The 20856-nt window shown below is 70.6% G+C and carries 19 protein-coding genes and 1 tRNA gene; 15 read left to right on the top strand and 5 right to left on the bottom strand.

All coding sequences use genetic code 11. The features are described from left to right. Positions 1-282 precede the first annotated feature (282 nt). A complete protein-coding gene (locus tag FX134_RS04915; protein ID WP_080798459.1) occupies positions 283-1509 on the bottom strand; it encodes a putative ABC transporter permease in 1227 nt (408 codons plus the stop codon). Between the two features lie 312 nt (positions 1510-1821). Further along, positions 1822-2085: a hypothetical protein gene (locus FX134_RS04910; RefSeq protein WP_080798455.1), complete on the bottom strand. Its 264-nt coding sequence runs from the start codon at positions 2083-2085 to the stop codon at positions 1822-1824. A 195-nt stretch (positions 2086-2280) separates the two neighbouring features. On the opposite strand from FX134_RS04910, the gene FX134_RS04905 reads away from it, so the two are divergent. Both FX134_RS04905 and crcB read left to right on the top strand, forming a co-directional pair. Continuing rightward, a tRNA-Thr gene (locus FX134_RS04905) sits at positions 2281-2355 on the top strand. A gap of 64 nt (positions 2356-2419) precedes the next feature. Next, a complete protein-coding gene (crcB, locus tag FX134_RS04900; protein WP_080798452.1) occupies positions 2420-2806 on the top strand; it encodes a fluoride efflux transporter CrcB in 387 nt (128 codons plus the stop codon). Here crcB and FX134_RS04895 read toward each other — a convergent pair. Next, positions 2769-3113 carry a hypothetical protein gene (locus FX134_RS04895; protein ID WP_080798449.1) on the bottom strand — a complete coding sequence of 115 codons (345 nt, stop codon included), beginning with the start codon at positions 3111-3113 and terminating at the stop codon, positions 2769-2771. The two genes, crcB and FX134_RS04895, sit on opposite strands and share 38 nt — an antisense overlap. A 304-nt stretch (positions 3114-3417) precedes the next feature. On the opposite strand from FX134_RS04895, the gene FX134_RS04890 reads away from it, so the two are divergent. The 13 genes from FX134_RS04890 (at position 3418) to FX134_RS04830 (ending at position 18805) form a co-directional block, all read left to right on the top strand. Next, entirely contained in the window at positions 3418-4626 is a 1209-nt protein-coding gene (locus FX134_RS04890; RefSeq protein WP_080798446.1) for an IS110 family RNA-guided transposase, read from the top strand. Positions 4627-4983: 357 nt separating this feature from the next. Next, positions 4984-5682 carry a lantibiotic protection ABC transporter ATP-binding protein gene (locus FX134_RS04885; RefSeq protein ID WP_080798443.1) on the top strand — a complete coding sequence of 233 codons (699 nt, stop codon included), beginning with the start codon at positions 4984-4986 and terminating at the stop codon, positions 5680-5682. Then, positions 5682-6455 (top strand): ABC-2 family transporter permease, encoded by a 774-nt coding sequence (locus FX134_RS04880; RefSeq protein WP_087881532.1) that lies wholly within the window; start codon positions 5682-5684, stop codon positions 6453-6455. Before FX134_RS04885 ends, FX134_RS04880 begins: the two co-directional genes overlap by 1 nt. Further along, complete coding sequence (locus FX134_RS04875; protein ID WP_232050843.1) at positions 6428-7282, top strand: ABC-2 family transporter permease; 855 nt, start codon at positions 6428-6430, stop codon at positions 7280-7282. The genes FX134_RS04880 and FX134_RS04875 overlap by 28 nt, the downstream gene beginning before the upstream one ends. Before the next feature lie 129 nt (positions 7283-7411). Beyond that, the gene (locus FX134_RS04870) at positions 7412-8074 is read left to right on the top strand and encodes a response regulator transcription factor (protein WP_080798436.1); all 663 of its coding nucleotides are present in this window, start codon (positions 7412-7414) and stop codon (positions 8072-8074) included. After that, positions 8062-9489, top strand: a complete 1428-nt coding sequence (locus FX134_RS04865) for a HAMP domain-containing sensor histidine kinase (RefSeq protein ID WP_080798433.1) — start codon at positions 8062-8064, stop codon at positions 9487-9489. Before FX134_RS04870 ends, FX134_RS04865 begins: the two co-directional genes overlap by 13 nt. 98 nt (positions 9490-9587) lie before the next feature. After that, positions 9588-10703, top strand: coding sequence for a helix-turn-helix domain-containing protein (locus FX134_RS04860; RefSeq protein ID WP_080798430.1), 1116 nt, complete (start codon positions 9588-9590; stop codon positions 10701-10703). Next, positions 10700-11362, top strand: coding sequence for an ABC transporter ATP-binding protein (locus tag FX134_RS04855; protein ID WP_080798427.1), 663 nt, complete (start codon positions 10700-10702; stop codon positions 11360-11362). Before FX134_RS04860 ends, FX134_RS04855 begins: the two co-directional genes overlap by 4 nt. Next, entirely contained in the window at positions 11355-12863 is a 1509-nt protein-coding gene (locus FX134_RS04850; protein WP_080798419.1) for a hypothetical protein, read from the top strand. The genes FX134_RS04855 and FX134_RS04850 overlap by 8 nt, the downstream gene beginning before the upstream one ends. A 289-nt stretch (positions 12864-13152) precedes the next feature. Then, the gene (locus tag FX134_RS04845) at positions 13153-15630 is read left to right on the top strand and encodes an excinuclease ABC subunit UvrA (protein WP_080798417.1); all 2478 of its coding nucleotides are present in this window, start codon (positions 13153-13155) and stop codon (positions 15628-15630) included. Between the two features lie 394 nt (positions 15631-16024). Further along, positions 16025-17362 carry a Y-family DNA polymerase gene (locus tag FX134_RS04840; RefSeq protein WP_080803752.1) on the top strand — a complete coding sequence of 446 codons (1338 nt, stop codon included), beginning with the start codon at positions 16025-16027 and terminating at the stop codon, positions 17360-17362. Positions 17363-17423: 61 nt separating this feature from the next. Further along, positions 17424-17711: an outer dense fiber protein 1 gene (locus FX134_RS04835; RefSeq protein ID WP_080798414.1), complete on the top strand. Its 288-nt coding sequence runs from the start codon at positions 17424-17426 to the stop codon at positions 17709-17711. A 419-nt stretch (positions 17712-18130) separates the two neighbouring features. Next, positions 18131-18805 (top strand): pentapeptide repeat-containing protein, encoded by a 675-nt coding sequence (locus FX134_RS04830; RefSeq protein ID WP_080798411.1) that lies wholly within the window; start codon positions 18131-18133, stop codon positions 18803-18805. A gap of 176 nt (positions 18806-18981) precedes the next feature. Here FX134_RS04830 and FX134_RS04825 read toward each other — a convergent pair whose 3' ends face one another. Then, complete coding sequence (locus tag FX134_RS04825; protein WP_143412137.1) at positions 18982-19182, bottom strand: hypothetical protein; 201 nt, start codon at positions 19180-19182, stop codon at positions 18982-18984. A 104-nt stretch (positions 19183-19286) separates the two neighbouring features. Further along, positions 19287-20552 (bottom strand): adenosylhomocysteinase, encoded by a 1266-nt coding sequence (ahcY, locus tag FX134_RS04820; protein ID WP_080798405.1) that lies wholly within the window; start codon positions 20550-20552, stop codon positions 19287-19289. Positions 20553-20856: the final 304 nt, after the last annotated feature.

Below are 20856 nucleotides of genomic sequence, written 5' to 3'. Positions count from 1 at the left end.
AAAGGGGCCTGACCCCTTTTGGGACATCAGGCCCCTTCTAAGTCGGTCGCGCAGCCACCGTCAATATATGAGCGGGAGCATCATGGACAAAATCAACCCTCGGGACTGATTTTTCGTTCGGTGCTCTTGGCTCAGCTTCTCGCCACCTGGAGTTTCTCCGCGGCAAGGCGAGATCGGTGCGAAAAAATCAGTCCCGAAGGCCGATTTTGTCCACGTGGGTTGCGCGCCGGGATCCGGCGATGGCAGGGACGTGCAGCGGCGGGGAGCCCCGCGTTCTCCCCGCTAGCTCGTGCGGGTGGCGTTGGCGGGGTCGATGGACATGCTCTGGAAGCGCTCCTCCATGTACTGGTTGTCGAAGTGGCGGTCGAAGAACTCCTCCACGGCCGTCTCGGAGGGCTTGCCCGCCATGCGCTGGTACCAGCAGTCGAGCGACAGCAGCGTCATGGCGCCGTCGAGGATCATGAGGGCCGCGCACACCGTGGTCACGCCGTAGCGCCAGTTCCACGGGATGAGGTTCACCAGCTTCAGCATCCACGGCAAAAGGAGCTTGATCCACACCACGCCCAGAAGCCCCCACATGGCCATGAACATGCCGTTGGTGCGCCCGTCGATGGACAGGAACGTGCCCGTGTAATCCCAGGCCACGATGCCGAACGCGAACTGCATGAACCAGCTGGTGGCGTACTCGAACGCCCCGCCGATGACGGCGCTCACCAGAAAGATGAGGACGACGTTCTTCTTGTGGAAGCGGTTGAGCGCCACGGTCATGAGCACCGCGCCGAACCCGTAGATGGGCGAGAACGGCCCGAACAGCATGCCGGCGCGGTCCTGGTAGTGGCCGGGCTCCACCCACACGAAGTGGTACACCGTCTCGATGATGAGGCCCAGCACGCAGCACACCACGAAGATCCAGAAGATGTTGAAGAAGTTGAGCGCGATGTAGCCGCGGCCCGTCTCGTCGCGGCCGAGCGTGCCGTCCTCGGCCTGCTCGCGCGCCTCCATGTCGCGGAGCTTGCGCTGCAGCTCGCGCTCCTCGGACAGCGACGGGTCCACGTAGCTCTGCAGCGCGATGAGCACCACGAGCACGACGGCGTAGGGGATGAGGTCGGGCGTGAGTCCGCCGAGCATCATGTCGCAGAGCGCCACGAGGATGACGAGCACGATCATGACGTCGGCGAGCAGCGCCGCGCGCCGGCGCTTGTCGCGCAGCAGGCGCACGCCGAGGACGGCGAACAGGGCGGCCAGCGCGGTCATGAGCGCCGATTGCGCCACGAAGATGACGATGGTGGCCGTGGACAGGTCGCCGGTGAGGTTGCCCGAGCGGATGACGAGCACCATGCCCACCACGACGAGCGCGAGCACGACGGCGACGGCCGCGCCGCTCACCATGCACAGCACGCCGAAGACCTTGAGGGGGATGGGGATCTTGCGCTTGATCGGGGACTCCCGCTCCAACGGGGAGTCGGCGGAATCGTCGGCTTCAGGACGGGCGGGGTCGTGCTTGCTCATGCGAAGTCTCTCCTCGTGCGTGTCGGCAACCGTGTCAGACGCCAGTATATCGCTTCGAAGGGGAGCGGCGGCGTCGACGGCCCCAATTCATCGGTAGCGCGCAGAATCGGACGGCTGCGCAAGGGACCACTTGTGACGGTTTTGCGCCAGGGAAGGGCGCTGCCCCGGCGCATCGTCCCAGGTCGTAGAAATTCCGCCGCGAAAAAACTGTTCGGAGGGGACGAAAAAGCCGCCGAACCCCGTTGAAACCCGCGCAAAACCGTCACAACTTGCATCCTCCGGCGAGATTTTGCGCAGGACGGCGCGCTGCGCTCAGGATTGCATCTTATCGTCGGGCACGACCTCTTCCACGAACCAGCGGGGGTTCTCGAAGAACAGGTACTTCTCGCGGCCGTTCACGGTCACGAGGTAGCGGATGCCGGTGCCGCCCACGCGCGCCGACGCGCGGCGGATGGAGTCGATCACGCGGTCGATCTCGAACGTGCGCCCGTCGCGCCAGACGATGGAGAGCGGCGTGACGCGCCCGTCCACGTCGACGCGGGCGTTCACCTCCACATATGTCTTGCGGTAAGCCATGGCCCAAAGAAAACCACGCCGCAGGGCCTCGCGCAACCCTGCGGCGCAGGATGTGGCCGGACCGCTACGGCCTCGTTGCCGCTTCGGCCTCGTCGGAGCCGAAGGCGCTGTGAGCTGGGCGTGGACGCGGGGTTTCCGCGCTTCACGAACGGGCCGCGTTGTCGTACAATACGCTGGCGCGTTCTTTTCGCGCATGCCAGCGTGGCGCAACGGTAGCGCAGCAGTTTTGTAAACTGCGGGTTGCAGGTTCGAATCCTGTCGCTGGCTCCATCGATCACCGGGCCGGACGCCCCCTGGGGCTTCCGGCCTTTCTACAGGCGAGGGGGGCTTGGGTATGGCGGCGCTTTTGCTGGTGGGCGCGGGCGGGTTCATCGGCGCCGTGGCGCGCTACCTCCTGGGCCTCGTGCCCTACGGGGGCGACTTCCCCCTCATGACCTTCGTCGTGAACTTCGTGGGCGCGGTGGCCATCGGCGCCGTCGTCGAGGCGGCCAATGGGGAGGGCGCGATCCCACCCGAGGCGGCGCTCTTCCTGAAGACGGGCGTGTGCGGGGGCTTCACCACGTTCTCCACGTTCTCGCTCGAGACGCTCACGCTCTTCGAGGAGGGTCGGCACGCCATGGCCGCGCTCTACGCCGGCGGCAGCCTGGCGGCGTGCGTGCTCGGCGTGGCCGCGGGGCGGCTGCTCATGCGCGGCGCGCTGTCGGGTCTGCGCGCGAGCTGAGCACGGCGCGCTTGAAGCCGGCGGCGTCGTCGGGGCTCACGCACAGCCAGCGCACGGAGCGCTTCCCGCCGGTGATCGTGGCGGTCTCCACCGGGCGTGCGAACTCGATCCAGCAGGGCTGAGCGCCCATCGCGGCCATGTTCAGACGCTCGGCCTTAGGGACGCCCGCGTCGCACTCGGCGGCGCCCGCGCTTGCCACGGCGGTAAGCGGGATGCGCTCGCAGAAGTACGATCCCCAGCGCACGACGAGCTCGCGCTCGCCCACGAGCAGGGGATTCAGCACGCTCGCGCGCGCGTCGCCCGCCATGAACGCGACCGCGTAGACGGAGCGCGTCAGCGCGGAGTCGAAGGATTCTACGGGGATTTTTCTCTATAATCCTGCCCCGGGAGGGCGAAGGGCCCTCCCGGCCGGCTCTCCCGGATCCGGACATGGCTCAGATCGAAGGTGCTTCTCTTGCTAGGGCTTCGGGATCATGCCACCGGATCCGCGGGCTTGCGCTTATCGCTGATAGGTTGTTGCTGCCGCACGCGCGGCGTTCGTAGAATCCTGCTGGAGCGGAGCCTAGGAGCCTTCAAGCCGGCTCGGTTCTCGCTTTCAGGAGGTGGTGCGCATGGATGCCCGGGATATGGACTACGAGGTCTTCTGCGGCATCGACGTGGGCAAGTCGGGGCACTTCGCGGTGAGCTTCAGGCGCGATTCCCTCGAGCCCGAGATGAGGAGGGCGATCGCTGCGGACGAGGCTGATATCAGGCGCGCGCTCGCCGACGCGTCGGGCGGCTCGCGCATGCTCGTGGTGGTCGACCAGCCCGGCGGCTTCGGGGAGCTTCCCGTGGCGGTGGCGCGCGACATGGGCTTCGACGCCGCCTTCATATCGCCCAAGGACTTCCACGACCTCGCCGTGCTCTACTCGGAGGGGAAGAGCGATGCGGCCGACGCGCTCGTGATAGCCGACGCGCCGCGCAGGCACCCGAGGCTCGTCCGCCTCGTCGCCGAGCGCGAGGAGGCCCTTTCGGGGCTTCGAGTCCTCCCCCGCGCCCGCGCCGACGCGGTGCGCGAGCGCACCCGCGCCTACAACCGCCTCCACGACTGCCTGGAGAGGGTGTGCCCGCCGCTCGAGGAGCTCTTCGCGGGCGACGCCCTCCACACCTCGCTCGCTCGCGCCGTCATCGCGCGCTACGGGGGCCCCGCGGGCCTGCGCCGGGCGGGCGAGAAGCGGGCGGCGCAGTGGGCGTCGAAGCTCAAGGGCCAGGCGAACCGGGGCCCCGAGAAGATCCGCGAGGCGTTCGAGGCTATCGGGCGGATGGGGGTGGCGCTTCCCGCGGCGGGCGCCGTCGAGGCGCAGGCGAAGAGGCTCGCCGCGCGCCTCGACCAGCTCGAGGAGGAGGTCGCGGCCGCCGAGCGGGAGATAGCGCGCATCGCGGACTCGCTGCCCGAGATCGCCCTGCTCCAGAGCATGCCGGGGATCGGGCCCGTCTACGCGAGCGTCATCGTCGCCGAGATCGGCGGCATCGGGCGGTTCGCGGACGGGAACCGCCTGGCCTCCTACGCGGGCATCGCCCCCGTCAAGGACCAGTCGGGCAAGAGGGACTCCTCGAAGAAGTCCAAGAAGGGCAACCGCAGGCTCAAGGCCGCCTTCCTGGGCTCGGCGGACGCGGCGCTCGACTGCGACGGGGCGTCCAGGGCCTACTACGACAGGAAGCGCGCCGAGGGCAAGCTGCATAGGCAGGCGCTGCGCGCCCTGGCGCGCCGTCGCGCGGACGTCATCTACGCCATCCTGTCGAGCGGGCGCCCCTACAGGCAGCCCGCGCCCGCGGCCTAGAGAAAGCGTCGGGGTTTTCGCCGAACCCGCGCCGCGCATACCGGGCCGCCGCCCCCTCATTGTAGCAGGGGGCCGGGTCCTCGCGCCCTCGATCCGCTACCTGAAAACGCGATACGGGCAAAGTTTTTGAAAGAAAAAATCCCCATAGGTTGATCCCGTGCGGCGCTAGCTGAAAGCTCCCGGTTGGCACCGTAGAATCCTTCGACTCGCTTCGCTCGCTCAGGATGACAAGGGGAGTGCGCAGCGCGCTCCGCTCAGACGCGCGAAATCCAGCGGAGGGAAACCGGTTCGCCGGCCTTTAACGAATCTTTAGAAACCGGGCGCATCCTGTTCTCGAGGCAAGAGAAAGGAGCCGGCATGGCTTATGTGTTGGAGACGGACGCGCTCACGAAGCGGTTCAAGGGGCAGACGGCGGTGGACGGGTGCTCGCTGCACGTGCCCGAGGGCGCGGTGTACGGGCTTCTGGGTCCGAACGGGGCGGGGAAGTCGACGCTGCTCAAGATGGTGTGCGGCATGCTGCGGCCCACGTCGGGCGGCATCTCGTTCGCGGGGCGGCCGTGGACGCGCGACGATCTGAACGACATCGGCGCGCTCATCGAGACGCCGCCTTTGTACGACAACCTTACCGCGCGCGAGAACCTGCGCGTGCGCACGACGCTCCTCGGCGTGCCTGAGGAACGCATCGACGAGGCGCTGTCCATCGTGGATCTCGCCGGCACGGGGAGCAAGCGGGCGGGGCGGTTCTCGCTCGGTATGAAGCAGCGGCTGGGCATAGCGCTCGCGCTCGTGGGGCATCCGCGGCTGCTCATCCTGGACGAGCCGACGAACGGCCTGGATCCGGTGGGCATCCAGGAGCTGCGCGCGCTCATCCGGTCGTTTCCCGCGCGCGGCATCACCGTGGTGCTGTCGAGCCACATCCTCGGCGAGGTGGAGCACGTGGCCGACCTCGTGGGCATCATCGTGGAGGGGCGCCTGGCCTACGAGGCGCCCATCGAGCGGGGAGCCGACCTGGAGCGGCTGTTCATGGACGTGTGCCTGGGGAAGGCGGTGGCCTGATGGGCGCGCGGGCGGGGTCGTTCGCGAGGGCCTTTCGGGCGGAGGCGCTGAAAGGCAGGCGCGGGGGCGCGCGCAAGGTGGCGCTCGTCGCGCCGCTGCCGTTCTGCGCGCTGGGCGTGCTGTCGTCGGGGGTGATCCCGGGCATGGGCGCCGTCGGCGGCATCGCGACGAACATGTGGAACTACTGGCTCGCGATCATGATGCCGGTGGCCGTGGCGCTTATCTGCGCGTCCGTGGCGAACCTCGACGCGCGACAGAAGCTGCGCCCGGTGCTCGGGCTGCCGCTGCCGCCGGCGCGCACCTGGTGGGCCAAGGTGGCGTGCGCGCTCGCGCTCTCGCTGGGAGCGAACCTGGTGGTGCTCGCGTGCTCGACCGCGCTCACCGCGCTCGGGGCCGAGGGGCCGGGCTTCTTCGTGGGGCTGGCCGCAGCGCTCGTCGCTACGGCGTGCAGCGCGTGGATGGTGCCCGCCGCGCTTGCGCTGACGCTGCGCCTGGGCACGCTCGCGGGTATCGCGATCCCGGCGTTGACGCAGGTGGGCGTTGCTGTCGCGCTGTGGACGTCGGGGGCGTGGTTCCTGTTTCCGCCGGCATCGACGCTCTGCGCGACCGCGCCGTTTCTGGGCGTGGCGCCCTCGGGAGTGCCGCTCGAGGCGGGGGACCCGCTGGGGATCTTCGGCTGGGAGGCCGCGCTGGGCATCGCCGTCGCCGTTGCAGCGTTCGCCCTGCTCGCGTGTGCGGGGGCGGCGTGGTTCTCGAAGCGCGAGGCCGCATGATGGCGGGCGCGAAGGCGCGCGTGACGTTCGCGCACGCGCTGCGCTCGGAGGCCGTGCGGCTGCGACGCTCGCCGCTTCTGTGGCTGCATGCGGTGCTGGCGACGGCGCTCGGCGCTCTGGCGGGCGCGTACTTCGCCGCCACGCCGTGGGACTCGCTTCTGGGAACCGACGCGTTCTTCCAGCTGCTCGGCGCGGGCGCGCCGCTTCTGGCGGGCATCTCGTGCGGGCTGGCGGCCGAATCCGAGCAGCGGGCGGGCGACGGGGCGAATCTGCTGGGCGCGTCGTCGCGTCGCGCGGCGCTCGCGGCGAAGGCGGCCGTCCTGCTGGGGCTGGGCCTTGCGGCGGCGGCCTGGGCGGCGGCGCTGTTCTGCGGCGAGCTCGCGCTGGCGGGGCGGTCGGTTCCGGGGCCCGCGGCGATCGCGGCGGCCGTGGCGGGCATCGCGGCGGGGAGCGCGTGCGCGTACGCGGTCTTCCTGCCCGTGGCCATGAAATTGGGGCGCAACGCCTCCATCGGCCTGGGGGCGCTCGGGCTCGTCGCGGCCATGGCGTCGATGGGCGGCTTGGCGAACGGGCTGGTGACCGGCACGCTCTCCGGTGCGCTCGGCGTAGAGGCCGTCGCGTTCATACCGTTCGCATGGCCCTCGCGCCTGGCGTCGCTGCCGCTCGAGGCGTCCATCGCCGCGGGCGCGGGAGCGGACGCGCAGGCCCAGGCGCTCGCGGGGGCGTGGCTCGCGGTGGCGGCGGCGTGCGCCATAGTCACGGCCGTCGTGGCGGCTGCGGGGCTGGCCTGCGCGAACCGCTTCGAGGGCCGCCGCGGCGGGGAATGAGGGGCTGCGAGGGCTTTCCCGCCCCGCGCTGTCGCCCGAAACGTACGGTTTTTCGGGCGAAACCGTACGTTTCGGGCGACAGTCCGTCATCGTGCTACACTCGTCGGCGAAGGAAAGGAGGGCGCGCGGATGGCGAGGATACTGGCAGTGGACGACGAGCCGGCCATCAGGAGCCTGCTCGAGCGCGCGCTGGCCGCGGACGGGCATGACGTGCGCTGCGCGGCGGACGCGGACGGGGCGCTCGCCGCGCATCCCGAGCGCTACGACCTGGTGCTGCTCGACGTGATGATGCCCGGCATGGACGGCTTCGAGCTGTGCCGCCGCATCCGCGCGCTCACGGACGCGCCCATCGTGTTCCTCACGGCGAAGGCCGCGGAGGAGGACGCCGTGTTCGGCCTGGGCGTGGGCGCGGACGATTACGTGCGCAAGCCCTTCGGCACGGCCGAGCTGCGGGCGAAGGTGGCGGCGCACCTGCGGCGCGAACGGCGCGAGCGGGTGCATGCGCTCGCGTTCGGCGACGTGCGGCTGGACCTCGCGGCGCGGGAGCTGTACGTGGGCGAGAGCCTCGTGCCGCTCACGAGGACCGAGTTCGACGTGTGCGAGTTCTTGGCGCGCCATCCCGGCCAGGTGTTCTCGCGCGACCAGATCGTGGAAGGCGTGCTGGGGTGGGATGCGCAGAGCGATGCGGCCACCATCTCGGTCCACGTGAGCAACGCGCGCGCGAAGCTGAAGGCGGCGGGCGCGGAGCCCGTGCAGACCGTGTGGGGAGTGGGGTACCGATGGACGACGTGAGCGGAGGCGAATCCCGGCGCCCCCGCAAGCGCGGGCTGCCGCTCAGCCTGGTCATCCTGCGGTACTTCGCCTACGTGCTCGCGGCGGCCGTCGCGCTGGCGTTGGGCACGTACTTCACACTCGGCCTGCTCATCGACTCGGGCGCCATGTACCCGGCGAACTACGGCGACACGGCGCTTGCGGAGACGTCGGCGCGCCTGGCGCAGCTCGGCTCGGACGACCTGGAGGCCGTCGACGCCGCCGTGCCGTCGAGCTTCCGCTGGGCCGTGTTCTCGGCGGGCGGCGATTACGTGGCCGGCGACGCGCCCGAGGCCGCGCGGGAGGATCTGCGCGCGGCCGCCTTCGACGGGCTCGCCGTGGCTTACGGGGGCCTCGACACGACGCGCTACGCTCGGGTGGAGCTGGCCGACGGGTCGGCGTGCGTGCTCATGTACGACTACCTGCCCCAGTTCGCGTCCAAGGAGCTGCGCGACGCGCTGCCGAACCCGCAGAACCTGCTGCTGGGGGCGTTCGCCGCGCTGTCGCTGCTGGTGCTGGCGGGAATCGCCGTGCGGGCGGCGCGGGTGATCTCGCGCAAGATGGCGCCGCTGGCCGATGCCGCACGGCGCATCGAGGAGCGCGACCTGGACTTCTCGGTGGGGACGTCGGGCGTGAGCGAGATCGACGACGTGCTGGGCGCGATGGAGGACATGCGCGCCTCGCTCAAGGATTCGCTTGAGGCGCAGTGGCGGGCCGAGCAGGCGCAGCGCGAGCAGATCGCCGCGCTTGCGCACGACTTGAAGACGCCGCTCACCGTGGTGCGCGGCAACGTCGATTTGCTGCTGGAAGGCGGGTTGGAGGGCGGGCAGCGCGCGTGCGCAGCCGATGCCGCCGAGGGCGCGCGCCAGATGGGGACATACCTGGCCGCGCTCATCGACGTGTCGCGGGGCAGCGCGCTCGGGTTCGAGCCGGCGGAACGCCCGCTGGCACCGCTGCTCGCGCGGCTGCGCGGGCAGGTGGAGGCACTGGCAGCGGCGCGCGGCGTGCGGGTGACATGGGACGAGGGCGCGGGGCTGCCCGAGTCGCTGCGGATGGATGAGGTCCTGGTGGAGCGCGCCCTGATGAACGTGGCGGCCAACGCCGTGGAGCACGCGCCGGCGGGCTCGGCGGTGGAGGTGCGCGTGCGGGTGGAGGACGGCATGCTCGCGACGAGCGTGGCCGACGCGGGGCCCGGCTTCTCGCCTGAGGCCCTGCGGCGCGGCTGCGAGCGTTTCTACCAGGGTGATCCCGCTCGCGCCGCGCGGGATCACAGTGGCCTCGGCCTGCACGTGGCCGCCGACGCGGCCGCGCGCCACGGCGGCTCGGTGGAGCTTGCGAACCGCGACGCCTCCGAGGGCGGCGGCGCCCGCGTGACGCTGCGGCTCCCGCGCGGTTGACCGAGGTCCCTCGAAGTCAACTGATGATCGCTTGCGTCAACCGGTCGTGTTCGCCCATACTGGGAACATGAGGCGAGCGCGGACGGAAGGAGCGGCGCATGGACGGCATCAACCTGGGGGCGACCATCGCGCGCGAGCGGCGCGCCGCCGACGTGACGCAGGGCGAGCTGGCGGCGCACCTCGGCGTGACGAAGGCGGCCGTGTCGAAGTGGGAGCTGGGCCAGAGCATGCCCGACGTGGCCCTGCTGCCGCGCATCGCGGCGTATTTCGGCCTCACGCTCGACGAGCTGTTCGACTACCGCCCGCAGCTGAGCGCGGAGGAGGTGCGCGACGCCTACCTGCGCCTGGCCATGCTCATCGACGAGGATCCGGACGCCGCCCTCGAGGAGGTTGAGCGGCTGATCGCCGACTACTACTCCTGCTGGCCGCTGCTGCACCAGATGGGCACGCTCCTCATGCAGCGCGCCGCGTTCGACCCGGAGCGCGGGGAGCGCCTGCTTTCGCGCTCCGTCGAACTGCTGGCGCGCGTCGAGGAGAACTCCGACGACGTGGCGCTGGTGGGCGCCGCCCGCATGATGCGCGCCTCCGCGATGAACCTTCAAGGCGATCTGGACGGCTGCGTCGCCCTGCTCGAGAGCTTGAAGCCCGACAGGGTGCAGGGCGTCGACCTGGCCTTGGCGGCGCTGTACGAGCAGCGGGGCGAACGCGAGGCCAGCCTGAGGCTGTACCAGGCGTCGATGGGCTGGGGCGTGATGAGCGCCATGAGCAGCGTGAGCGCCCAGCTTTTGCTCTACGCCGACGACGACGCGCATCGCGAGGCGCTCGTGCGGGCCGGCGAGGGCCTGCTCGTCGGCTTCGACCTGGAGGACGAGAACCCCATGGCGGCGCTCACGTTCTTGGCGAACGCGTCGGCCGCGTGCCTGGTCGGCGGAGACGGGGAGCGCGCGGAGGCCTACCTCGGGCGCTTCGTGCGCCTGCTCGAGCGCCTCGACGACCGCGCGCTGCTGTACGGCGCGGGCGAGAGCGTGCTGTACGACCTGGTTCCCGAGCTGGCCGCGCCCTCCGGCGACGAGGGCGAGGCGGCGGCCGCGTACCTGGGCGCGCTCGACATGAGGCGGCAGTGCGCGCAGCTGGTGATGGCGCGGCCGGAATGGGCGGAGCGTGCCGACGACGCGCGGTTCCAACCGCTGCTGGCCAGGTTGGAGGCGCTGTGAGCGAGGTCGTGCTGCGGGCGGAGGGGCTCGGCTGCCGCTACGGGAGGGCGGAGGTGTTCGCCGGCGCGTCGTTCTCGCTGGGCGCGGGCGAGGCCGCGTTCCTCGTCGGGCCCAACGGCGCGGGGAAGTCGACGCTTCTGCGCTGCCTGGCCGGATGGGACGCGCCCGCCGAGGGGCGGGTGGAGCTCTGCGGCGAGCGCTTCGACGGGTCGAACCGCGCGTTGCGGGCGCTCGTGGCGTTCGTGCCCGACGTGCCCGCGTTCTACGACGACCTCACGGCGGGCGAGCACGTGCGCTTCGTGCGCCAGGCGAACCGGCTGTCGGCGAAGGGCGATCCGTCCGAGCGGCTCATGGAGCGGTTCGGCCTTGCAGGGCAAGCCGACAAGCTGCCGTCGTCGTACTCGCGCGGCATGCGCCAGAAGCTCGCGCTCGTGCTGGCGCTCGCCCGCGCGCCGCGCGTTCTTCTGCTCGACGAGCCGTACGGGCCGCTCGACCCGGAGGCCGCCCGGGTGCTGAGCGCGCTTCTGGAGGAGGCGCGGGCGGCCGGGTGCGCCGTTCTGGCCAGCTGCCATCATGACGTGCCCGACCTGCGGCCCGATCTGGTGCTGCGCCTCGAGGGCGGCCGGCTCGACGTGCGCGCGGGAGACGGCGATGCATGACGTCGGCCTGCTGCTGTGGCTGCGCGTGCGGCACGCGCGCTGGACGGCGAACCGGCTTCTGCACCTGGTGGGCGCAGGCATCGAGGAGGGCGGCGCGCTGGATCGGGTCTACCAGCTGTACGCGGTCGGCCTCTTCGCCGTGTGGTTCGCGCTCATGGCCGCCGCGCTCGTCGACGCGGTGGCCGCTGTGTTCGCGGGCGCCGGCGTCGCCGCTTGCGCGCTCGCGGTGCGGGCGGCGCTGATCGCAGCCGTGCTTCTCTTCGCGCGCATCGGCATCGGCGGCGCACGGACGTCGCCGCTCAAGCTGTCGCATCCCGACATCGCACATGTGGCCGCGAGCCCGGTGGGCGCGCGGGCGCTTACGGGCGTGGCGGCCGGAGCTCAGGTGCTCGGCGGCGTGCTCGCGGGCGGAGCCGTCGGGTTCCTGCTGGGCGTCGGCCTGGAGAGCGCCGGCGTCGCGGCCGCAGCCGTCCCGGCGGCGGCGCTCGCCTGCGCGGCGCTCGCGGGCGCGGCGGTCGCGGCCGGCTGGGCCGTGGGCGTCGTGCGGCTCGCGAGCCCGCGCTGGAGCAGGGGCAAGACGGCGGCGGCCATGATCCTGCTCGTCGTGCTCGCCGCCGTTTGGATCGCGTTCGCGGTATGTGCGGACTCCTCGCTGCTGCTCGTCCCGGCCGCAGCCGCGGCACTCGGCGCTGGCGCGGCGCTTGCCCTCGCCGCGGCTGCCGCTATGTTCGCCCTCATGGCGCCGCGCATCGACATGACCCGTGTCATCGAGGAGAGCGCGCTGTTCGCCGACCTGTGCGGGCTCGACCCGCTGTCGCCCCTTTCCTGGGAGCAGGTGGCCGAGCACCAGCGCCGCCGCAAACTGGCCGACCGCGCCGTGCGCTTCTCGCTGCCGCCTGCGGAGGGGCGGCGCACCCTCGTTGCCCGTGCGGCGCTGTCGCACCTGCGGCAGTGGGACGGCATCCCCGCGCTGCTCGTGCAGGGCGCGCTCGTCGTGCCGCTGGGGGTGCTCGCCGTCTTGGGGGCGGGCGGGCCGGTGCTCTTCCTGTTCTGGCTGCAGGCCCTCATGATGATGAAGCAGGGCGTGCGCGAAGCCTCGCGGCCGTTTCGCGACGACGTGCGCGTGCGCCTCGTACGCGACCGTCTGCCGTTCGGCACGCTCGAGCTCCTCGTTTGGGACGCGCTGCCCGCGTTCGTCCTCACCACGGCGCTCGCCTGCGGCGTCTCGCTGATCGCGGCCCCTGCGGGCGCCTCCCTGCCGGCCGCCGTCGCGCTCGCCGTGCTTCTGAATGCCGGTTCGCTTCTGAGCTGCGGATTCGATGCGGTACGCCTGTTCCCGAACGGCCCGCGCCTGTGCTACGAGCAGGGGGCGCTCGTGCTTGCGGCCGCGTCCTTCGCGTTGTGGCTGTTCGCGCCGCTGCCCGTCGTCGTGGCCGGCATCGCCCTCGCGACCGCTGCCATCGCCGCCGCCGTGCACTTCGGTGCAGAGTGCGCGCGCTAGCCGCTCAACGGCTCTGGCCCTTTGCATGGAATGTGCGCCTGTGCGAGCTGTTTCCCGAGGCTAACTTGCAAAATCGGAAAGAGGTTCTTCATAATGCCAGGTCGCGTGAGGTAGAGCTTTGCCCATCGCAAGTTTCCCGTGGCAAACACCTCGCACAGGCGCAAATTCCATGCAAGTGCCTCCGGAGCTCTGCTCAGACAATCGTCGTGAGATCGCCATCCGTCCGCCGCCCCTGCGGCGCGGTACAATGGCCCTTCGCCGTGAAACCGTTGGGAGGAAGGGGCGACCTATGGCCGACATCGTGATCGAGGACGCGCGCGAGGGGAACCTGCGCGGCGTCTCGCTGGCCATCCCCAAGGGGAAGCTCGTCGCGTTCACGGGGGTGTCGGGCTCGGGCAAGTCGACGCTCGCGGTGGACGTGCTGTTCAACGAGTGCCAGCGCCAGTACCTCGAGGCCATGGGGCTCGAGGGCATCCGCAAGCCGCGCGTCGGGCGCGTGCGGGGCGCCTCGCCGGCCGTGCTCGTCTCGCAGTCCTCCGGCAACCGCAACCCGCGCTCCACGGTGGGCACGGTCACCGACGTGTACACCGACCTGCGGATGGTGTTCGAGAAGCTGCACGAGCGCGCCTGCCCGGAGTGCGGCGCGCGCATCTGCTCGGCCGACTGCGAGGAGGAGACGGAACGGCGCGGCGACGACTTCCTCGTGTTCATGCGCTGCTCCGCCTGCGGGCATCGGATGCCCAAGCTCACGCGCACGCAGTTCTCGTTCAACACGAAGGAGGGCGCGTGCCCGGCGTGCGAGGGCCTGGGCAGGACGCTCGACGTGAACCTGGTGGCCGTGCTCGACGAGAGCCGCACGCTCGAGGACGGCGCCGTGGACTTCTGGAAGGGCCGCTACCGGGACTACCTGGTGGAATCGTTTCGCCAGGCGTGCCGGCGCTACGGCCTGGATGACCCTGCGGGCGCGCCCGTCGCGCGCTTCGACGCGCTGCAGCGCGAGATCCTGCTGAACGGCACGGCCAGCCTGGCCCTCGCCGCAGCATGTCCGGGCGTCGAGGAGCCGAAGACCGCCGCCGCGGGCAGGTTCGAAGGCGTCGTGCCGCTTCTGCGCCGCCGTTGGGCGGAACGCGAAGGGGGCGGGCGCGACTTCGAGCGCTACTTCTCGCAGGCAGTGTGCGCCGTGTGCGGCGGCGAGCGCCTGGGCGAGCTGGCGCGCACGGCGACGGTGGCGGGCACGCGGCTGCCCGAGCTGGCCGCCTCCTCGCTCGAGGGCATCCGCGACTGGGTGCGCGCGCTCGATGGGTCCCTTCCCGCCGCGCACCGCGCCGACGTGGAGGACTACCTGCGCGACGTGCTCACGAAGCTCGACCGGCTGGCGCGGGTGGGGCTCTCGTATCTGACGCTCGACCGCCAGACGGTCACGCTCTCCGGCGGCGAGCTGCAGCGGATGCGCCTGGCCAGCGTGCTGGACTCGGAGCTCTCCGGCGTCGTCTACATCCTCGACGAGCCCACCCAGGGCCTCCATCCCAAGGACACCCGCGGCCTCGTGGCCGTGCTCGAGAAGCTGCGCGACGCGGGCAACACCGTGCTCGTCATCGAGCACGACCCCGACGTCGTGCGCGCGGCCGACTTCGTAGTGGACCTGGGCCCCGGCTCGGGCGCGCACGGCGGTCGCATCGTCGCGGCCGGCACGCTCGACGAGGTCATGGCCGAGCCCGCGTCGGCCACGGGGCGCTGGCTCGCCCGGCCGCCCGCGCGCAAGGAGGCGTTCCGCCCGGCCGGCGAGACGGCCGTGGAGGTGCGCGGCGCGCGCCTGTTCAACCTCAAGGGCATCGACGTGGACATCCCCGCCCGCTGCCTCACCGCGGTCACGGGGCCGTCCGGCTCCGGCAAGTCCACCCTCGTGTTCAGGCTCGTCGCGCGCGGCGACGGCGACTTCGAGGGCGGCACGGTGCGCGGCGCGGGTCGGTTCGACCGGGTGGTGGACGTGGGGCAGGAGCCGCTCGTGAAGATGAAGCGCTCGAACGTGGCCACCTATTCCGGGGCCGCTGCCGACATCCGCGCGCTGTTCGCGGGCTCCGAGGATGCGTTGGCGGCGGGGCTCGCGGCGCGGAGCTTCTCGTTCAACGCGCCGGGCGGGCGCTGCGAGCGGTGCGAGGGGCTGGGCACGGTGACCAGCAACATGCTGTTCTTCACCGACGTCGAGGCGACGTGCCCGGCCTGCGGCGGCCGCCGGTTCTCCGACGAGGTGCTGGCCGTGCGCTTCGCGGGCAAATCCATCGACGACGTGCTGCGCATGTCGGTGGAGGAGACCCGGGCCTTCTTTGCCGACGCGGACAGCGCGCACGCGAAGGGCGCGGCGGCCCGGCGGCTCGCGCGCACGCTCGGCCTCCTCGAGGACGTGGGGCTCGGCTACCTTCTGCTGGGCCAGACGCTCACCACGCTCTCCGGTGGCGAGAGCCAGCGCCTCAAGCTGGCGCGCGAGCTGGCGGACGGCAAGGGGCGCGCGAGCCTCTACCTGCTCGACGAGCCCACGCGCGGGCTGCACCCGCAGGACGTGGAGCACCTCCTGGCGCTTCTCGACCGCCTGGTGGACGCGGGCGGCGCCGTGGTGGCGGTGGAGCACAACCCGCAGGTCATCGACCATGCCGACTGGGTGATCGACCTCGGCCCCGGCGGCGGCGATGCGGGCGGGGAAGTGGTGTTCGCCGGCACCCCCGCCGCCCTGCGCGCCTCAGGCGTCGGCACCACGGCGGCGTGGCTGTAGGGCGGGGCTACGGGCGCGCGCCCGCGCGGTCGAAGCGTCCCAGCAGCGTCTCCATCACGACGGCGGCGACGATGGCGGCGAGCGTCGCCAGCACGCGCAGCTTTTCCATGGCATCCTCCTCGCTCTCGTGTTCGACGCCTTCCAGTCTACGCGGGCGTCCTGACGCGACGCTTGCGGGCTCCTTGCGGCCGCCTTACCTTCTCGTAAGGCGGCCGCCTCGCTTGTGCGCACCCACCTGGCCCTGTAGGGCTGGCCGCTCATATATGACCTGATCAAACGCCGAATATTGTTCCTAAAACTCCACGGTCTGTTCGCTTGCGGAGGGTCTCCACATGTGCGAACATGCGTTCTCTGCGAGACGACGAGAAGGCGATGCGGGAGGAGGGCGATGGCGATGGCTGCGGGGGAACTGCGGGAGCACGAGACGTTCGGGGGCTGCGTGATCGGTTCGCCGGAGGGGGTCGACCACGGCCGCGTGATCCTCCATTCGGACATGAACGCGTTCTACGCGAGCGTCGAGCAGGCCGAGCGCCCCGAGCTGCGGGGCGTGCCGCTCGTGGTGGGCGGGCGCGAGGAGACGCGCCACGGCATCGTGCTGGCCAAGAGCGCCGAGGCCAAGGCCGCCGGCGTGAAGACGGGCGAGGCGCTGTGGGAGGCCCGCGCGAAGTGCCCCGGCCTGGTGACGGTGCCGCCGCGCTACGACGTGTACCAGCGCTACTCCGCCCTGGCGCGGCGCATCTACTACCAGTACACCGACCTCGTGGAGCCGTTCGGCCTCGACGAGTGCTGGCTCGACCTCACCGGCTCGCTGCCGCTTCTGGGCGGCGACGCGCTGCGCACGGCGGCCGAGATCAGCGGACGCGTCAAGGCGGAGCTGGGCTGCACGGTGTCCATCGGCGTGTCGTGGAACAAGATCTTCGCGAAGTTCGGCAGCGATGTGCGCAAGCCCGACGCCGTCACGGCCGTCACGCCGGAGAACTACCGCGAGCTCGTGTGGCGCGCGCCGGTGGGCGAGCTTCTGTACGTGGGCCGGGCGACCCGCGCCAAGCTGCACTCGTCGGGCATCGATACGATCGGCGAGCTCGCGTGCGCCTCGCCCGAGCTTCTACGTCGCCGCCTGGGGAAGGTGGGCCTCGTGCTGCGCGCGTTCGCCCGCGGGGAGGACGCGACGCCCGTGAAGGCCTACGACCCGGCGAGGAACGAGGTCGACCGCACGGTGAAAAGCTTCGGTAACGGTTTGACCTGCTCGCACGACATCGTGAGCCCCGGCGACGCGAAGGCGCTCATCTACCTTCTGGCGGAGTCGGTGGCGCAGCGGCTGCGCGAGGCGCGCTTCCGGGCGTCCACCGTGTCGGTGGGCGTGCGCGACGCCCGCGACCTTTCGAGCTACGGTCGCCAGACGACGCTTCACCGCGCGACGAACACGACCGGGACGATCGCGCGCACGGCCTGGGAGCTGCTCGCGGCGAACGAGCCGCTCGACGAGGGCCATCCGCTGCGCGGGCTGCACGTGCGCGCGTCGAGCCTCGAGCCCATGGACGCGCCCCAGCAGCTCGAGCTGCCCTTCGACGCGCGCCGGCGCATGCTGGAGGACCTGGACGAGACGATCGACGAGCTGCGCCGCCGCTTCGGCAACGCCTGCGTCCGCCGCGGCGCCGAGCTCGTGGACGAGAGCCTGACAGACCTCGACATCAAGCGCGACAACGTCGTGCACCCGGTAGGCTATTTCTAGAGCTTGTCATCCTTCGACTCGCTGCGCTCGCTCAGGATGACAAAGGGAAAGGGGGCGGGTCATGGTGCGGGGGATCGCGGGGAGGAGGAAGCGCTACGTGGAGGTGGAGGCGACGTTTCTGGAGGACGGGCGCATCGTGCCGCGCGCGGTGCTGTGGCGCGACGGGCGGCGGTTCCCGGTGCGCGCCGTGCTCGGGGTGCGCATGTGCGCGTCGCTCAAGGTGGGCGGCGAGGGCGTGCGCTACGACGTGCTCGTGGGGCACGCGCACACGTTCCTGTTCCACGAGGGCCCGCGCTGGTTCGTGGAGGAGATCGTGCCCGAAGGGCTTGCCGGTGCGCGGGTCGGGTAGAATGGCGTGCGAAAGGAGGCGCCGTGGACGTCGAGATCGTGGAGGAGCCGGCCGGTTCGCCGCCCGAGGTGAACGTGCCAAAAGCCCGGGGATAATGGCACGCCTGTTGTCATCCTGGATGTTGTCCGGCCGCGGAGGAAAGGCTGTGGACAAAATCGGGCTTCGGGACTGATTTCTTGTTCGCAACCACCGGGTCTGCTTCTTGCCACCAGGGGTTTCTTCGTTCTTCGGCAGCAATGATGCGAAAAAATCAGTCCCGAAGGCCGATTTTGTCCATGATGCTGTAAGTCATTGTTTAATGTGGCGTGCCGGCGACTTCTTCTCTCGGATGGCGGGGTGCGGCGTTGCGCGCCGATGCTATCATGAGAAGGTCGTTTTCCGCGCCGCCGCCGGCGGCCTCGCGAAGAGGAGCCCGTGCCATGCCCCAGCCGTCGAGCGCGCCCCAGCTCGCTAACCCTTCCATTCCCGCCGAGCTCGTCGAGGTCGAAAGCCTCAAGGGTTGGATCGAGCGCGCCTGCGGGGGAGACCCGCGCGTCGCGCACGTGCGCATCGCGGGCGACGCGGCCGAGCGGGCCGACTTCGCGCTGCTCGAGCTGTCCGAGTCGCGGGTGGAGGGCTGCTCGTTTGTGGGCTGCGACTTCGAGCGCGCGCTGTTCACGGATGTGTCGTTCTCGGGCTGCGACTTCTCGAACAGCTCGTTTGCGGAGGCCAACTTCACGCGCTGCACGTTCTCGTCGTGCAAGTTCACCGGCGCGGACTTCACGGAGGCCGTGCTCAGCCGCGACGAGGCGCGCGACTCCACGTTCGCCTACGCCTCGCTGGCGAAGGCGCGCCTCACCGACGTGCGCATGGCGGCGACGGACTTCTCCGGGGCCGACCTGGCCGAGCTGCGCCAGAAGCGCACGGCCTTCGACGACGTGCGCTTCCTGGGCACGAGCTTCTTCCGCGCGACGCTCGCCGGCATCGACTTCTCAACGTGCCAGCTGGAGGGCATCGTGCTCTCCGACGCCATGGGCGAGCTGCGCGGCTGCGCGATGGACCTTTTCCAAGCCGCCGGCATCGCCCGCCGCCTCGGCGTGACCGTCAAAGACTGACGCGAGGGGATACGCTGGCGACCCTCCGCTCGGGATGACATGAGGGGCATGCGCTGGCGCGCTCCACGCAGGACGGCGGCTTCCGTTGAGCAGATTTGCGAGCCTATTGAGCAAATTTGCTCAATAGGCAAGAAACGGCCGAGGGCGTTGACAACCCGACTCCGAATCGCAAGCCGTCACTCCCGCGTGCTCGGGGGAGCGGCCGGCCCGGCGGGCGGCGTCCAGGGCTCCTCGAGCTCCTTGATGCGGGCGCGGGCGTCCATGATGCCGTCGCGCACGGCGCGCCTCACGATGAGGTAGCCGACGAACAGCACGAACAGGAAGATGAGCAGGTACAGAGCCATGGCGCAGAAGACCGAGATCAGAGTGCCGAGCATGCGGGCCACCGCCTTTCCTTGGAAGGTGGCGCCATCATAGCAAAAAAAGCCCCGCTCGCGGCAGGCGAGCGGGGCCCGGACGGGCGAGCGGCCGAAGCGGGGGCCTACACCTCGGCGAAGTTCCAGGAGTTCATGTACTTGATCTGCTCCTCGGTGAGCGTGTCGATCCGTATGTCGAGCGTCTCCAGCTTCACGCGGGCCACGCCGTCGTCGATCTCTGCCGGCACGTCGTACACCTTGTTCTCCAGCTCGCCGGCGTGCAGGTACAGGTACTCGGCGGCCAGCGCCTGGTTCGCGAAGCTCATGTCCATGACAGACGCCGGGTGCCCCTCGGCGCACGAGAGGTTCACGAGGCGCCCCTGCGCGAGCACGATCACCGTGCGGCCGTCCGGCAGCGTGTACTCCTCGACGAGCGGCTTGAGCTCCTGCTTCTTCACGGCGTGCTCCTCGAGCCACACGAGGTTGATCTCGGAGTCGAAGTGACCGGAGTTGCACACGATGGCGCCGTCCTTCATGTTCTCAAACGCCGGCGCGTCCACCACCTTGCAGTTGCCGGTGACGGTCACCCACACGTCGGCGAAGCGCGCCGCCTCGGCCGCGGGCATCACCTCGTAGCCCTCCATGTGCGCCTCGAGCGCCTTCAAGGGGTCCACCTCGCACACGATCACGCGCATGCCCATGCCGCGGGCGCGCAGGGCCAGGCCGCTGCCGCAGTAGCCGTAGCCCGAGATGACGATGGTGCGCCCGCACAGAAGGCGGTTCGTGGCGCGCACGATGCCGTCGAGCGTGGACTGGCCGGTGCCGTAGTGGTTGTCGAAGCAGTGCTTGGTGTTGGCGTCGTTGATGTTGAACACGGGGTAGGCGAGCGCGCCCTCGGCGGCCATCGCGGCCAGGCGCACCACGCCGGTGGTGGTCTCCTCGGTTCCGCCGACCACGTTTTCCAGCTTGTCGCGGTGCGTCGTGTGCAACGCGGTGTCCAAATCGGCGCCGTCGTCCATGATGATCTGCGGGTTCGTGGCGATGACGGCCTCGATGTGGCGGTTGTAGGTGTCGGCGTCCTCGCCGGCGACGGCAAACACGTCCACGCCGAAGTCGCGCACGAGCGAGGCGGCCGTGTCGTCCTGGGTGGACAGCGGGTTGCTCGCGCACAGCGTCACCTGCGCGCCGGAGGCGACGAGCGCCCGCATGAGGTTGGCCGTCTCGGTGGTCACGTGCATGCACGCGCCGATGCGCACGCCCGCGAGGGGGCGCTCCCGCTCGAAGCGCTCGCGGATGCGGGCGAGCACGGGCATGTCGCGGTCGGCCCACATGATGCGGGCAAGGCCGGCGTCGGCCAGGGCGATGTCTTTGATGTCGTGGTTCTCGGGCATGCTGCCTCCAAAAAGCGCGTAGATATGATGGTTCCGGATAGCTTCCCAGAGTATCACAGGGCGGCGCGCACCCGCAGAGCCCCGCGCTCCGTTTCATAAAACGGACGGACGAGGCCGCGCGCAGACGACGCTCCCGGCCGCTCGCCGAGCGCTCCCCGCCGTCCGCCCGCGCACCCTTAACACGGCGTTTATGAAGTTCGTATGCAGAAGCTTTGTGATTCCCGGTGATTTCCGATGCGGAAAACGGAAGAAACGGTAACGAACGCGCTCCCTGTTGACCAACATGGGTGGTGAGCAGCTATAA

It is taken from the genome of Arabiibacter massiliensis (assembly GCF_902386925.1).
In the GTDB taxonomy this organism is placed as follows: Bacteria; Actinomycetota; Coriobacteriia; order Coriobacteriales; family Eggerthellaceae; genus Arabiibacter; species Arabiibacter massiliensis.
This window is presented reverse-complemented; position numbering and strand designations above follow the sequence as displayed.